The sequence below is a fragment of the Paenibacillus sp. Y5S-9 genome, assembly GCF_036894235.1.
Classification (GTDB): domain Bacteria; phylum Bacillota; class Bacilli; order Paenibacillales; family Paenibacillaceae; genus Paenibacillus.
In genome coordinates this window covers 5,565,852-5,580,583 of sequence record NZ_CP145887.1, presented here as the reverse complement: position 1 = coordinate 5,580,583, position 14,732 = coordinate 5,565,852, and the positions used below count along the sequence as shown (strand labels likewise).

14 protein-coding genes are annotated in these 14,732 nt (G+C 46.0%); 13 read left to right on the top strand and 1 reads right to left on the bottom strand.

What is annotated here, in order from left to right:
* Nucleotides 1-14: 14 nt before the first annotated feature.
* From nikA to V6669_RS24545, 12 genes are all read left to right on the top strand, one after another.
* Nucleotides 15-1,652 carry a nickel ABC transporter substrate-binding protein gene (gene nikA, locus V6669_RS24600; RefSeq protein ID WP_338588436.1) on the top strand — a complete coding sequence of 546 codons (1,638 nt, stop codon included), beginning with the start codon at nucleotides 15-17 and terminating at the stop codon, nucleotides 1,650-1,652.
* Nucleotides 1,653-1,881: 229 nt separating this feature from the next.
* Nucleotides 1,882-2,814, top strand: a complete 933-nt coding sequence (opp1B, locus tag V6669_RS24595) for a nickel/cobalt ABC transporter permease (RefSeq protein ID WP_338588435.1) — start codon at nucleotides 1,882-1,884, stop codon at nucleotides 2,812-2,814.
* The gene (gene opp1C / locus V6669_RS24590) at nucleotides 2,814-3,710 is read left to right on the top strand and encodes a nickel/cobalt ABC transporter permease (protein ID WP_338588434.1); all 897 of its coding nucleotides are present in this window, start codon (nucleotides 2,814-2,816) and stop codon (nucleotides 3,708-3,710) included. Before opp1B ends, opp1C begins: the two co-directional genes overlap by 1 nt.
* A complete protein-coding gene (locus V6669_RS24585; protein WP_289390286.1) occupies nucleotides 3,691-4,500 on the top strand; it encodes an ABC transporter ATP-binding protein in 810 nt (269 codons plus the stop codon). The genes opp1C and V6669_RS24585 overlap by 20 nt, the downstream gene beginning before the upstream one ends.
* On the top strand, nucleotides 4,501-5,253 hold the full coding sequence (locus tag V6669_RS24580; RefSeq protein ID WP_289390285.1) for an ABC transporter ATP-binding protein: 753 nt from the start codon (nucleotides 4,501-4,503) through the stop codon (nucleotides 5,251-5,253).
* A gap of 13 nt (nucleotides 5,254-5,266) precedes the next feature.
* Nucleotides 5,267-6,460, top strand: coding sequence for an MFS transporter (locus V6669_RS24575; protein WP_338588433.1), 1,194 nt, complete (start codon nucleotides 5,267-5,269; stop codon nucleotides 6,458-6,460).
* A gap of 41 nt (nucleotides 6,461-6,501) precedes the next feature.
* A complete protein-coding gene (locus V6669_RS24570; protein WP_338595033.1) occupies nucleotides 6,502-7,722 on the top strand; it encodes an MFS transporter in 1,221 nt (406 codons plus the stop codon).
* A 528-nt stretch (nucleotides 7,723-8,250) separates the two neighbouring features.
* Nucleotides 8,251-9,447: a GTP-binding protein gene (locus tag V6669_RS24565; protein ID WP_338588432.1), complete on the top strand. Its 1,197-nt coding sequence runs from the start codon at nucleotides 8,251-8,253 to the stop codon at nucleotides 9,445-9,447.
* 310 nt (nucleotides 9,448-9,757) lie between these two features.
* Nucleotides 9,758-10,027 (top strand): 30S ribosomal protein S14, encoded by a 270-nt coding sequence (rpsN, locus tag V6669_RS24560; protein WP_036605831.1) that lies wholly within the window; start codon nucleotides 9,758-9,760, stop codon nucleotides 10,025-10,027.
* Nucleotides 10,028-10,140: 113 nt separating this feature from the next.
* Nucleotides 10,141-10,476: a DUF3024 domain-containing protein gene (locus V6669_RS24555; RefSeq protein WP_338588431.1), complete on the top strand. Its 336-nt coding sequence runs from the start codon at nucleotides 10,141-10,143 to the stop codon at nucleotides 10,474-10,476.
* Nucleotides 10,477-10,752: 276 nt separating this feature from the next.
* Nucleotides 10,753-11,229, top strand: coding sequence for a DUF2975 domain-containing protein (locus V6669_RS24550; RefSeq protein WP_036605833.1), 477 nt, complete (start codon nucleotides 10,753-10,755; stop codon nucleotides 11,227-11,229).
* A 9-nt stretch (nucleotides 11,230-11,238) separates the two neighbouring features.
* A complete protein-coding gene (locus V6669_RS24545) occupies nucleotides 11,239-11,472 on the top strand; it encodes a helix-turn-helix transcriptional regulator (protein ID WP_036605834.1) in 234 nt (77 codons plus the stop codon).
* Nucleotides 11,473-11,546: 74 nt separating this feature from the next.
* On the opposite strand, the gene V6669_RS24540 is transcribed toward V6669_RS24545, so the two are convergent.
* A complete protein-coding gene (locus V6669_RS24540) occupies nucleotides 11,547-12,404 on the bottom strand; it encodes an AraC family transcriptional regulator (protein WP_338588430.1) in 858 nt (285 codons plus the stop codon).
* Between the two features lie 175 nt (nucleotides 12,405-12,579).
* Between V6669_RS24540 and V6669_RS24535 the strand changes: the two genes are divergently transcribed.
* The gene (locus V6669_RS24535) at nucleotides 12,580-14,652 is read left to right on the top strand and encodes a beta-galactosidase (RefSeq protein WP_338588429.1); all 2,073 of its coding nucleotides are present in this window, start codon (nucleotides 12,580-12,582) and stop codon (nucleotides 14,650-14,652) included.
* Nucleotides 14,653-14,732 lie beyond the last annotated feature (80 nt).

The following is a 14,732-nucleotide window of genomic DNA, read 5'->3' as shown; positions in this document are numbered from 1 at the left end:
CAGGAGGAAATGTTGTGAATAAAGGTAGTACTTTTAAATGGTTATTATTGCTGGTATCTGCCATTGCGTTGCTCGCCGGATGCGGACAGAGCACAACAGAGAAAGAGAGCGCCCAAACGGAGCCTGCCAATAGCCAGGTACAAACGGAACTTATCTATGCTTCTGCCAAAGATATTAATGATATGAACCCCCATCTGTATACAGGCTCCATGCCTGCACAAGGGATGGTATATGAGTCTCTGGTGGAAAACACGCCTGACGGAATCAAGCCATTGCTGGCTGAATCATGGGGTATTTCCGAGGATGGGAAGACCTATACCTTTCATCTGCGACAAGATGTGAAATTCCATGATGGAGAGCCGTTCAACGCAGAGGCGGTTAAACAAAATATCGATGCAGTACAGGCGAATGCCGAAAAACATGCCTGGATCAAGCTGTCTACCAAAATCACAAGTGTAAAAGTTTTAGATGAGCACACGGTGGAGCTGACGCTATCGGAAGCCTATTATCCGGCACTGGTGGAATTGTCCATGACAAGACCTTACGTCTTCATATCACCCAAGGATTTCAAGGATGGCGGAACCAAAGACGGAGTAAGTGGTTTCCACGGTACAGGACCTTACAAGCTTACTGCTCATAAAGTCGAAGAGAATGCCACGTTTGAAGCCAATGAAGACTATTGGGGTGGTGCACCTGCAATCAAGAAGATCACATCCAAGGTCCTTCCGGCAGGTGAAACAACATTCCTGGCATTGCAAAAGGGAGAGATCAACTTTGTGTTCACCGATGACCGGGGAGCAGATAGTATCGATGTCGAAGCCATGGATCAATTGGCTGAATCCGGTGGTTATCAAGTGGTTCGAAGTGAAGCGATGAATACTAATATGATCGTAGCCAATAGCAGTCGCGAGAATAGTCCGGTTCAGGAAACGGCAGTGCGAGAAGCGCTATGGGTTGCCATTGATCGCGAAACGATCAGTAAGGATATTTTCAACGGAACGCAGACTGTAGCGGACACGCTATTTTCAGCCAATGTCAATTACGCTAAGGTAGACCTGAAGAAACGGGAGTATGATCCGGAAATGGCTAAAAATCTTTTGGACCAAGCTGGTTGGACATTGGCGGATGGTAAAGAGGTGAGAACGAAGAACGGTCAGCCTTTAGCCATGAAATTATACTATGACAGCAACTCGTCTTCACAGAAAATACAGGCTGAATTGATCCAGTATTCGATGAAAGAATTGGGTGTTCAGCTTGAGATTGTGGGCGAAGAATCCACTTCCATTGCGAATCGGAGAGCCACCGGGGAATATGACCTGCTCTTTAATCAAACCTGGGGACTGGCCTATGATCCACAAAGTACCATTGCGGCATTTACGTCCGATTCGGCATACAAGCATACGACAAGCGGAATTGCCAAAGCAGATGAATTGTACAAAAAAATCGATGCGGTCATGGTTTCCACGGATGAGGCTTCACGCCAATCCCTCTATGACGACATTATGAAGATCGTCCATGATGAAGCGTTGTTCATTCCGATTACCAACGGACGTGTCACCGTTGTCGCTCCCGAGAATCTCGATGGAATCTCATTCAAACAGACTCAATATGAACTACCTTTTGAAAAAATGAATTTTAAATATATAAATTGAACTAAACATTCACACAAAACGGAGAGGACAGAAAGAACCTGAAGAAGCGGAGCGTTCGCCTACAAGCTTTCTGCAAGAAAGCTACATCGGAAGCATACGCTATCCCCGGATTTTCCCTATATAAAAGGAATCAAAAAAATCTGGGGATAACAGCGATCGAAAGGTTGTTCTGTCATCGGAGTGTAGTGTAAATATTGTTTAGTTCAATTTAAATAGAGCGGAGATGAATATGGGAAGTTATATCGTCAAAAGGATTCTGTTAACCATCCCTTTACTGATTATCATTTCATTTATAACGTTTGTTCTGATTAATTTATCTCCTTTGGACCCGGCGGTTGTTGTGTTACAGGCACAGGAAGTTCCGCAGATCACAGAGGAATTAATTGCCCAGACCAACAAGGCATTGGGGTTAGATCAGCCGTTCATGATCCAGTATGTGAACTGGATCATGGCTGTTGTGCAGTTGGACTTTGGCAACTCTTATGTATCTGGTGAACCCGTATGGTCAATGATGGGGCCGGCTTTTATGAACACATTGAAGTTAACGCTTGTATCATCGGTATTCATTATTGCGCTGTCCATTCTGCTGGGAGTGATCTGTGCCATGAGAGAAGGCAAGCTGCTGGATCGATCGGTCAGAGGCGTATCATTTTTCCTTACCGCCATGCCATCCTACTGGCTTGCAGCCATGATGATCTGGTATTTTTCCGTCAAGCTGGACCTTTTACCTACCAGTGGTATGGACTCGTATCGAAGCTACATTCTTCCGGTGATTGTAATCACGGTGAGTTATACAGGCATTTATTTCCGAACGGTTCGAAGTTCCATGCTGAGCAATATGAATGAGGACTATGTGTTATATGCACGGGCAAGTGGTCTGAGCGAGAAGAAAGTAACCCTGCATATCCTAAGAAATTCATTACAGGTAGCCGTATCCATCTTTTGCATGGCGATCCCGATTGTGCTGGGCAGTACGGTGGTCATCGAAAATGTATTTGCCTGGCCGGGGCTCGGGAGGCTCAGCGTGAAATCCATTTTAAGCAGGGATTTTCCGATTATTCAGGCGTATGTTCTGATGTTGGCTGTCACCTTTGTACTGTTTAATACGTTATCCGACATCATTAATGCGGCGATGAATCCCCGGTTGAGAAAGGAATTCTGATGCGAATACTGAAAAATCTGTGCAAAGACAAGATTGCGATGACCTCTTTGGTGGTGATTATCGCCACGCTTATGGCGGGCATTTTGGCTCCGTTTATTGCGCCGCATGATCCTGGACAAGTGAACATGAAGCTTCGTTATGCCTCCTCATCCTGGGATTATCTATTAGGCAATGATCATCTGGGCAGATGTGTTTTATCCCGGCTTATCTATGGCATCCGTCCAAGTGTGTTATGGGTTCTGGTTGCGTTAAGTCTGTCTGTTCTGATCGGGGCCATTGTTGGATTCATGGCAGGTTACTTCAAGGGGAAAGTGGATGCGTGGATCATGAGAGTCTGTGACATTATGCTTTCTTTCCCCGGATACGTAATGACACTAGCGGTGGTTGGCATTCTGGGTGCAGGACTGGAGAATATTTTGATTGCCTTTGTGTGGATGAAATGGGCCTGGTTTGCCCGCGTTATTCGAACATCTGTGATGCAATTCTCTGATATGGATTATGTAAAATTCGCTAAAGCCTCCGGCACGCCTAATCTGAGAATTATAACCAAACATATTGTTCCGGTTACATTTGCTGATATTGCCGTCATTGCCAGCGGTTCCATGTGTTCAATGATGTTGCAGATCTCCGGCCTTTCCTTTCTGGGGCTTGGCATTCAGGCTCCGCATGCGGAGTGGGGCATGATGCTCAATGAGGCGAGGGAAGTCATGTTTTCCAGACCTGAATTGATGTTGGCACCAGGCCTGGCCATTGTGGTGGTCGTGTCTGCTTTTAATTTTCTGTCGGATGCGCTTCAAGTGGCTCTGGACCCCAAATTGATGACCTCTCAAGGTAAGTCTGACAAGTCTTACGAAAGTGAGGTGAGAAAGGCCGCTTATGAATATAGTCGAGGTTAAACATTTGAAAGTATGGGACAGCAATACAGGCAAAGTGATCATTCATGACAGTTCATTTGAAGTCAAACAGGGAAGCTGTATGGCCATCGTGGGGGAAAGTGGTAGTGGGAAGTCCGTTACGTGCAGGGCCATCATGCGACTGAACAAGCCATGGATTCGCCAATCGGGCACAATGTCATTTCAGGGCGAAGACCTGAACCAGCTTTCGGAACCGGAGATGCGGCGTAAGCGGGGCAAGCATCTGTGTATGATTTTGCAGAATGGCATGAGTGCATTTGATCCTTCCTGTGTCATTGGTGTTCATATTCGGGAGACGCTTCAGCAACATTTTGGATGGAACACCCGTGAGATTGAACGGAAAATCATCGATGCCATGGAAAGCGTTATGCTCAGACATCCACGCGAGATTCTGAATCAATATCCACATCAACTGTCTGGTGGGATGCTGCAACGAATCATGATTGCACTGGCGTTGGTGCTGGAGCCCGATCTGATTATTGCGGATGAGCCGACAACGGCACTGGATACGATCTCTCAATATGAAGTGGTGGAGCAATTGATTCAATTACGTGAACGCATGGGCTGTTCCATGATGTTCATCTCCCATGATCTCGGCGTCGTCCAGAAGATTGCAGATGACGTGATGGTTATGAAAGACGGCAAGATCGTTGAGCGTGGCAGCATGCATTCTGTTTTGACAGAGCCGAAGCATGCCTATACGCAGTATCTGGTCTCTACCCGGCTGGAGCTAAGCAATCATTTTAAGGCGTTGATGCAGGGGGACTCCTAGATGCTAAAGGTGGAAGGTATCGAAAAATCATATAACCAAGGCGGACTGTTCTCCAAGCACAAACAACAAGTCTTGAAACAGGTTACCTTTGAATGCCAGCAAGGCGAATGTCTGGGCATCATCGGTGAAAGCGGAAGCGGAAAATCCACATTGGGACGGTTGATGCTGGGCATCGAACGCCCGGATCGTGGAACGATCTCGCTCGATGGTAAAGACGTACAGGATCGACGTGTACGGATGGGTAACATCAGCGCCGTTTTTCAAAATTATACGTCCTCCATCAATCCATTTCTTACCGTGGAAGCTGCCATTATGGAACCGATGCAAGCACAGCAAAAGCTGCGAAAGGATCAGGGTAACTCAGAGAAGGTGGATCTGTTGCTGAGCCAAGTTGGACTGGACCCTTCCTATAGATCCAAATATCCGCATGAACTATCGGGCGGGGAGGCTCAGAGAGTGTGCATTGCCAGGGCCATCTCCACCGCCCCTAAATGCATCGTGTTTGATGAAGCGATCAGCTCACTGGACGTATCTGTTCAGATTCAGGTGTTGCAATTGTTGAAAGAGCTGAAAGAAATCTACAAGCTGAGCTATGTTTTTATCACGCATGATATACAGGCGGCAGCTTATATCTGTGACAGGGTAATCATTTTCAGAGAGGGACAGGTTGTAGAAATCGTTCCGACCAAGCAACTTAAGGACGTACAGTCCGATTATGCGAAGCGATTATTGAAGCATTTAATACCATTTTAGGAGGAGCCCCATTGTGAGTGGAGCGATGTCTTGGCCTTTTCTACGTTTGTACATATTGGTTCTTCTATATTTCAGTACCAATGCCATTCTTAACGTGATCATCCCATTACAAGGGGAGTCCTTGGGTGCGAGCGGTACAACGATTGGACTGATCATGGGTGCTTATATGTTCACAACGATGTTCTTCAGACCCTGGGCCGGTCGGATTATTCAAAAGCACGGACCAATCAAAATATTACGTCTGATTCTGATTATCAATGGATTTGCGCTGATTTTATATACCTTTACGGGACTCGGCGGTTATTTGGTTGCTCGTATTTTGCAGGGGGTATCGACAGCGTTCTTTTCCATGGCTTTGCAGATTGGCATTATTGATGCCCTTCCGGAGAAAGATCGGTCCCAGGGCATTTCGTATTATTCTCTGTTCAGTTACATACCAGGGATCTTGGGGCCTGTGCTCGCATTGGGGATATGGCAGGCGGGAGGCATGGATTATTTTACAGTGGTTCTGATCGGCATTGCTGTCTGTACGGGCATCTTCGGATATACCGCCAAAATGGAACCAAACAAGGAGCAACCTGCTGAGAATCTTTCTGAGCAGAACGTCAGTATGTGGGAATCCTTTGGGCAGTTGGTGAAGAATCCGTATTTATTTCGCTGTAGTATGTTAATGCTCGCTGCCTCGGTTGTATTTGGCGCGATTACAACGTTTATTCCGCTGTATGCGAGCCAAGTACCAAACGGGAATGCCGGCGTATATCTGATGCTTCAGGCAGGAACGGTGGTACTGGCTCGAATTATGCTTAGGAAAAGGATTCCTTCCGATGGCAGTTGGCATTCTCCTTTCATGATGGGTACCATGTGTCTGCTCGCCGTAGCTGCGCAATGTGTCAGTTTTGCCGTGACAGGCGGGGTGGTCTTTTTCTATGTGGGTGCTGTATTCATGGGAATCGGTCAGGCGATCCTGTATCCGACACTCACGACCTATTTATCTTTTGTGTTGCCTAAGCTGAATCGGAACGTTCTGATCGGGTTATTTATCGCGATGGCGGATCTGGGTATTTCTCTGGGTGGTGTGATTATGGGACCCGTCGCTGACTTCTCTTCCTATTCATTTATGTACATGATCTGTGCTATCCTAGGAGCGGTAATGATCGTTTTTGCCTATGAACGGCGGAGACCCGTTACAGGTACATCTGTGAGTTGACTGCCAGAAGAGAAAGTGGTGACGAACGTTTGAAGTCTTCAATGACGGCAACATCCAATGGAAAATTAAATCCGGTATCCTTTTCCTTTATCCGGTTTTATATGCTGGCCTTTTTATTTTTTGCGGCGAATTCTGCTTTGACGATTATTCTGCCTTTGCGAAGCGAGGCCGCCGGATTGAACCAGGCCGAGATTGGTCTGATGATGGGGGCATACATGTTCACCTGTATGCTCTTGAGACCTTTTGCAGCACAGCTGCTGGGCAAGTATGGTCCACTTCGAGTGATGCAATGGTTATTGCTTTTGCATGCGGGCACGTTGCTGCTGTTTGTTGTTTTTGGTGTGGAGACGTATCTGTGGTTGCGGGCCCTGCAAGGCGTGGCTACGGCGTTTTTCTCCATGACGATGCAGGCAGGCATTGTGGAAAAGCTGGAGGACAAAGACCGGGCACAAGGGCTGTCCATGTACACCCTTTTTACGATGGTTCCTTCTCTGGTCATTCCGATCCTGGCCATACAAATCTGGGAAAATGCCAGTGATCTGGCGTTTACGCTGCTGATGATCGGACTGGCGGCTTTGCCACTTCTGGTTGGGTATAATGTGGATCTGCCGCGGAGTACCGTGCAGAACAAATCGTATACCTTGGGCGATATGTTTCGTTCATTCGGCGGCATCTGGCGCAGTACGCCACTGCTGATCAGCAGTGTAGTTATGTTGTTTGCGTCCTGCGTTTTTGGGGCAACAGCGACCTTTCTTCCCCTGTATATGGTATCCACCGGAACGGCAAGTGCAGGGGTATTTCTGACGATTCAGGGATTGGTTGTAATCCTCTGCAGGTTTATTTTGCGTAAAAAAATCCCGTCTGATGGTAGCTGGAATACCTGGCTGATGGCAGGACTGATGCTGTGTGCAGCACTGGGAACCCAGTTGCTCAGTCTAATGGAAACCATCGGGCCACTGGTATATCTCTCCGCGGTTTTCAGCGGTTTTGCCCTGGCATTGTTGTATCCAACACTAACCACATATCTGTCTTTTGTGTTGCCTGCGGATTCCAGATATGTACTCATGGGGATTTTCATGTCCTCGTATGACCTTGGATTCTCTCTGGGTGGACTCGCAATGGGGCTCGTTGTGCAGGTGAGTTCGTATTCAACCATGTTTATGATCTGCACGTTGCTCTCTGTTGCAGCGATGGTTCTGGTGTTGGTGTTCAGGCAACGGATGGAAGCTGGCAATAAGGCCAGATCTGTGGTGACTATATAAATTGAACTAAAGAACATTTACACGGATCACTCCGATGACAGAACAACCTTCCGATCGCTGTTATCCCCAGATTTTTTTGATTCCTTTTTATAAGGTTAAATCCGGGGATAGCGTATGCTTCCGATGTAGCTTTCTTGCAGAAAGCTTGTAGGCGAATGCTCCGCTTCTTTAGGTTTTTTCTGTCCTCTCCGTTTCGTGTAAATGTTCAGTTCAATCTATATAGTTTCGTTGAATATGTCCCGGTACAGGCGTACTTCTAATTTATATTGATAGTTCCGCTGTCTAGCCTATCCCGCATGTAGTGCGAACATTTACAGAGGAGGTTTATGACTCACTTCTTGCCAAAACGTATCCTCAGGATGCGAAAGTGTAAGGGGCGGTCATCAGCCTTTTTTTGTTTTTTTGCAGGTTGAATCAAAAATAGTTTGACAACGACCGTCTAACAGGATTATAGTCATTGTTGTTAATCGTAATAATTACTATTAAAGTCCGGATTACACAGACTGCACATATAAGGAGTAGATTTCTATGACACAAAAGCAAGTTCCGGTAACTGTACTGAGTGGTTACCTCGGTTCAGGGAAAACGACGGTTTTGAATCACGTGCTCAACAACAGACAAGGGCTTAAGGTTGCCGTGATCGTCAACGACATGAGTGAGGTGAACATTGACGCTGCGTTGGTCAAGGGGGAGACAACCTTGTCTCGAACCGAAGAGAAGCTGGTGGAGTTATCGAATGGCTGCATCTGCTGCACCTTGCGGGATGATCTGATGCAGGAGATTGAGAAGCTGGTGAACGAAGGCAAGTTTGATTATATTTTGATCGAATCCACCGGCATTAGTGAACCTGTTCCAGTTGCACAGACCTTTACATATGCCGATGAGGAGTCGGGTATTGACCTGACTCGTCTGGCCCGATTGGATTGTCTGGTAACGGTGGTGGATGCCAATCGATTCTGGCATGATTTTGGATCAGGGCAGAGTCTTTTGGATCGTAACCAAGCGACTGGAGATGAGGACACTCGTGACGTCGTAGACTTGTTGATCGATCAGATCGAAACCTGTGATGTGCTGCTGCTGAACAAATGTGATCTGGTCGATGACACCGAGCTGAACAAGCTCGAAGGGGTCATCCGCAAGTTACAGCCTAACGCCAAGATCATTCGGACCGAGAACGGACAGGTGAATCCGTCCGAGATTTTGAATACAGGCCGCTTTGATTTTGAGAAGGTGAGCATGTCCGCTGGATGGATTCAGGAGCTGGAGAAGGAGTCGCATACACCGGAAACCGAGGAATATGGCATTGCTTCCTTTGTATATCGCCGCAGAAAGCCGTTCCATCCTTCCCGTCTGGCTGAATTCATGAGTTACTGGCCGGAAGAAGTGGTACGTGCCAAAGGTTTGGTATGGCTCGCGGCCGAAGGGGATGTTGCGGCAAGCCTGAGTCAGGCGGGACCATCCATTCAATTTGGTCCTGCGGGACATTGGATCGCGACGTTGCCGGAAGCGGACAAAGAAGAGATTTTACGTAACGAGCCAGATGTTCTGGAGAAATGGGATGCCCAATGGGGAGATCGTCAGACGGAACTTGTCATGATTGGGATTGAAATGGAGCGTGAGAGCATTGAAGACGAGCTGGACCAGTGCCTGCTCAGTGATGAAGAAATGCTGGGCGACTGGGGCCATTTCGACAATCCACTGCCATGGCCTGTGGAAGTCTTATAACTCGGAAGATGATGTTCTGCATTGGGAGTAGCGCTGTATAAGCACATCTGTATAAATTGAAATAAACATTTACACAAAACGGAGAGGACAGAAAGGACCTGAAGAAGCGGAGCTACAAGCTTTCTGCAGAAAAGCTACTTCGAAAGCATACACTTCGCCTACAAGCTTTCTGCAAGAAAGCTACATCGGAAGCATACGCTATCCCCGGATTTACCCTTTGTAAAAGGAATCAAGAAAATCTGGGGATAACAGCGATCGGAAGGCTGTTCTGTCATAATCATAAATTCGATGGATAAAGGAGCTATAATTCATGGCTAAAAAATCAAAAGTGGTACGTGAGAAGCAACGTCAAGCGATCGTGGCAAAATATGCGGACCTGCGCCGGGAATTGAAGGAAAAAGGAGATTACGAGGCATTGCAGAAATTGCCACGGAATGCATCTCCGACCAGACTAAAGAATCGTTGTGAAGTGACAGGTCGCCCGCGGGGTTATCTACGCAAGTTCAAGGTATCTCGAATTAAGTTCAGAGAACTGGCTCATCAAGGACAGATTCCTGGTGTAACGAAATCCAGCTGGTAAAATGATTAAGGGATGTGGCTGACCACCTTTGCATGAAGGCAGGTTGTTGTGTGTTTGGAACAAATGCGGTGCGTAGAACAGGGCGTTTTTTTGCTGAAAGGGTGTGCATCTTCATGTTGGACTTGTTTACGTTACGAAGAATTCAGTCTGTAATGAACGGATATATTCACGAGAAGGTACCTGCGCCACTGCGTACGATGGTGAAGTTGACATATGAGATGAATGACAATGAATTGATCCTGACCGAAGAAAGACCCGCCGAGGAGCGGTATCAATGGGATAAGATGCATATTGCCCGATTTTACTGGGAAGAAAATCAGTGGAATGTGTTTGCCAGAGATGAACAGAGCAGCTGGAATCCGGTAGATGTTATTACACCTTGTTCCGATTTTGAGAATGTGCTCGAGCAGGTGGAACGGGATGAGGCTGGACTGTTCTGGCGTACGTGAGCGAGATCGGTTAAGAGTATATTTCATTCGTGAAAATTAATGTTAATTCAGACAAATATGGCGTAGATGCAACCGAGTTCGAAGCTAGCGAAACAGTGGCTAGCTTCGGGCTTTTTTTGTGTCCAAGAATCACTGAAGCAAAGAGGGGGGATCTTTTGGTCTTCCTTCCTTAGTGGGCAAAAGAATAAATAAAACATGTTTTACAATAAATATTTATTGTAAAACGATAAATATTATGATAAATTCATATCACTTAAAACAAGTGAGGTGCTTTTTGTGAAGCGAGGTACAACCATCTTTTTAAAATTGGCTGTGTTGCTTATTGGTGTTCCCATTCTTGCCTTATGTATATTCGGCATACCCTGGTTAGCGAATAATCCGGTGAATCCGAATTATGCAGGTGCACTATACCCCATAGTGATTATTATGTATGTGTCCGTTATTCCGTTTATCGTTGCACTGTACCAGGCATTCCGTCTGCTGAGCTACATCGACAAAAATGAAGCGTTCTCTCTAATGTCAGTGAAATCCTTAAAAACAATAAAATATTGTGCTATTGTAATCAGTAGTCTCTATTTTGTGATGTTGCCATTTGTGTATGTTGTAGCAGAGAAAGATGATGCCCCAGGCCTCATTCTTATGGGGATGGTTCCTGTTTTTGCTTCATTGGTCATCGCAGTGTTTTCTGCTGTACTCCAAAGATTGTTACAGGAAGCGATTGATATCAAATCAGAAAATGACCTAGTGGTCTGAGGTGAATATATGGCCATTATAATCAATATTGATGTAATGTTGGCAAAGCGGAAAATGACGGTTACCGAGCTTGCAGAGAGAGTTGAGATCACGATCGCCAACATTTCCATATTAAAAACAGGAAAAGCAAAAGCGATCCGTTTATCTACTTTGGATGCGATCTGTAAAGCACTGGATTGTCAGCCTGGAGATATATTGGAATATAAGGCTGACGAGGACGAAGATACAAATGAACTTATATGAAAAATGACCAAAGAAGACTCTGCATGTTGTATGCAGAGTCTTCTTTGGCGTCAGCTTGTTCAAGAAACATTTGCCTATAACGAATGATTGTGCATTATTCGAAATTGCATAGGCGTTACGTTTTCCTGGGTTTTAAAACAGCGGATGAAGTAGCTTGACTGTGAAAATCCCGTTTCCAGCGTAATTTGTTTAATGGAAAGGTTGGTTGTGGCAAGCAGCTGTTTCGCATGTAATAACCTGGATTCCATCAGGAATTCCGGGAAGGAGATACCAAACGTCTGACTGAACTTGCGGCTAAAGTATGTTGTACTGTATCCGGCAATCCCGGCAGCGTGGTCAAGTGTAATGTGCTCGTTACTATGAGAACGAATATAATTCCCTGCTTCACGAATTCGCTCTGATGTGTGATTTAACGAAACATTAATTTGGCTCGCTGCGGATTGCAATTGGGTCAGAAGTTCATATAAAGTAGCTGCCATGCTGTGCTCGTCCTCCACCTGATAGCCTCTTCCGAGCTCCAGTAATCGATCCATGAGCGCGGTAACCACCGGGAAGTTGGAGCATTGAAACAGCCATGGCTCGTCAACGCCTTTTCCATTTAACAGCTCTTCGAGACGAATACCGTAGAAGTGAATCCAACGAATACTCCAAGGATCATCCAAATCTGAGTAGTAGGTTTGTCTGAGACCGGGGCCATAGACGAATCCCTGCCCACGTGTTAGCTCATAACAAGCGGTTCCAGTGTCCAGGAACCCTTTACCTTCAAGTACAAGGTGCAGATTGTAGCAATGATCTAAGTTGATATCTTTGGTTCGATATTCCCGATTCACATGATGCTTGGGAAAGTCACTGTACCCTCCAATAAAATCGGGAAAACATACATGTCTGGGGAAAACCGGCTTGGGGAGAAAGATGTGTTCTTTCACGTGCATCCTCCATTTAAACGCAATATTTTTATGTAGTGAACTGAAATAGATTCAGCCCACTGTTATTTGAATAATCAGCAATGACAATATTTTATTATAAGTCGCATAATCTTGTCATTTATTATATGTGAAGGTTCCAATAGAATGGAGGCAATATGGCAGGTTAAGGGGGCAATTAAAGGTGGCAAAATCAATCCAATTGGATGAATTAAAAATGGGGGTCTGTTATTACCCTGAGCACTGGTCGGAAGCGTTGTGGGAGGACGATTTCCGTAGAATGAAAGAGATGAATATCACGGTTATTCGGATGGCTGAATTTGCATGGTCCATCTTTGAACCGGAAGAAGGTCAGTTCGATTTTAGTTTTTTCCAGAAGGCACTGGATCTGGCGCATCAATATGGTTTAAGTGTTATTTTGGGAACACCTACTGCAACTCCACCAGCATGGTTAACATCCAAATATCCTGAAGTATTAAACGCAAATAAGGACGGGGTATTGTATCAACACGGTATGCGACGCCATACCAACTACAGCAGCCCAATCTACAGACAGCAATGTGAGAAAATCGTGCGCAATATGGTGATTGCCTATAAAGATCATCCGGCTCTCATCGGATGGCAGATCGATAACGAATTCAATTGTCATATGGATGTTTTCTATGCTGAGGCAGATCATGTCGCCTTCCGTGAATGGTTAAAAGATCGTTATGAATCGTTGGAGAACCTGAATCAGGCTTGGGGAACTGTTTTTTGGAGTCAGACCTATACCGACTGGGAGCAAGTTCACCTTACCCGAAACATGGTTAATCAATCGCCAAATCCTCATCTGGCATTGGATGAAAAGAGATTCATATCAGCCAATACGATTTCATTTGCCAAGCTTCAGGTGGACATCATTCGGGAACTGGATCCGAAACATTGGATCACAACAAATGGTACGTTTGGACATTTGAATAATCATGAAATGACAGAAGACCTGTTGGATTTCTTCTCCTATGATTCGTATCCGCAGTTTGCCACGATCTTCCCAGGGACAGACGATAACTCATTGCAAGATCGGGCCTGGAGCATGAAACTGTCGAACGTACGCAACATGTCACCGAACTTCTGCGTCATGGAACAACAGTCTGGGCCAGGAGGCTGGGTTGACAGTATAGGCATGGGTACGCCAAGACCGGGACAGATCCGATTATGGTCGTATCAATCTGTTCTTCACGGAACAGATCTGCTCGTCTACTTCCGTTGGCGGACGGCAACATTTGGCACCGAGATGTACTGGCATGGCATCAATGATTACCATAATCAACCCAACAGAAGGGTACGCGAGGTGGCACAAGTAGGGGAAGAGTTTGCCAAGATCGGGCGCGTTATTGCGGGCACTACATATCATGCCGATGTTGCAATCCTACAGGATTACGATAACATTTGGGACGGGGAGTTGGACGAGTGGCACGGTCCGCTTCAGCAACAGAGTGTACGCTCCTGGTATAAGCAGCTCCAGTATCGTCATATTCCGACGGACATGGTTACACTGCAACCAACGACAACACTGGAAGAGTTATCCGAATATAAGGTGATCATCTATGCTCACCCGGCCATCATGACAGACGAGACAGCAGAACTTCTCCAAGCCTATGTCAGTCAAGGGGGAATCCTGTTTTTCGGTGCCCGCACCGGCTATAAGGATCTCAAGGGACATTGTTATATGAGACCGTTCCCTGGGGCTGTCGCTGAGTTGTGTGGTGTAACCGTAGAAGACTTTACCTTAATCAAAGGAACCATTCCAGCAGCCAAACTGCAATGGAGTGGGGCGAGTGAGCGACTTCAGGAGGGAACGTCAACGGCCGGATTTAACGAAGTTCTTCATGTGGAGCATCCTGACGTGCAGGTCATGGCTGAGTATACATCCGAATATTATGCAGGTAGTCCTGCATTGACCAAACGTGCGGTAGGTCAGGGGCAGGTATGGTATTATGGTGCGGCTTACAATGAGTCGGTCGTAGATGCTCTTCTTGATGAAATCGGTCTAGTCTCGCCTGTGGATGACCTGGTAGAGGTACCGTCCCAAGTTGAGCTTGGTATCCGTTCCGGTAAGGATAAAGCTTATGTCTTTTTACTCAACTACTCGGATCAACAAATGGCTATCAAGCTTAAAAAGCAAGCAAAAGAGTTACTGTCAGGTACAACACTTCAGAATGAGATCAACATGCCCGCGTTTGGTGTATTCATCCTGGAGATTGATTTGCCACATTAAGAAATTCATTCATCCATCCATCCATATAATGCGTTATATATAGTAAGAAACACCAAAAACGCCTTGCAGCCATTGCAAGG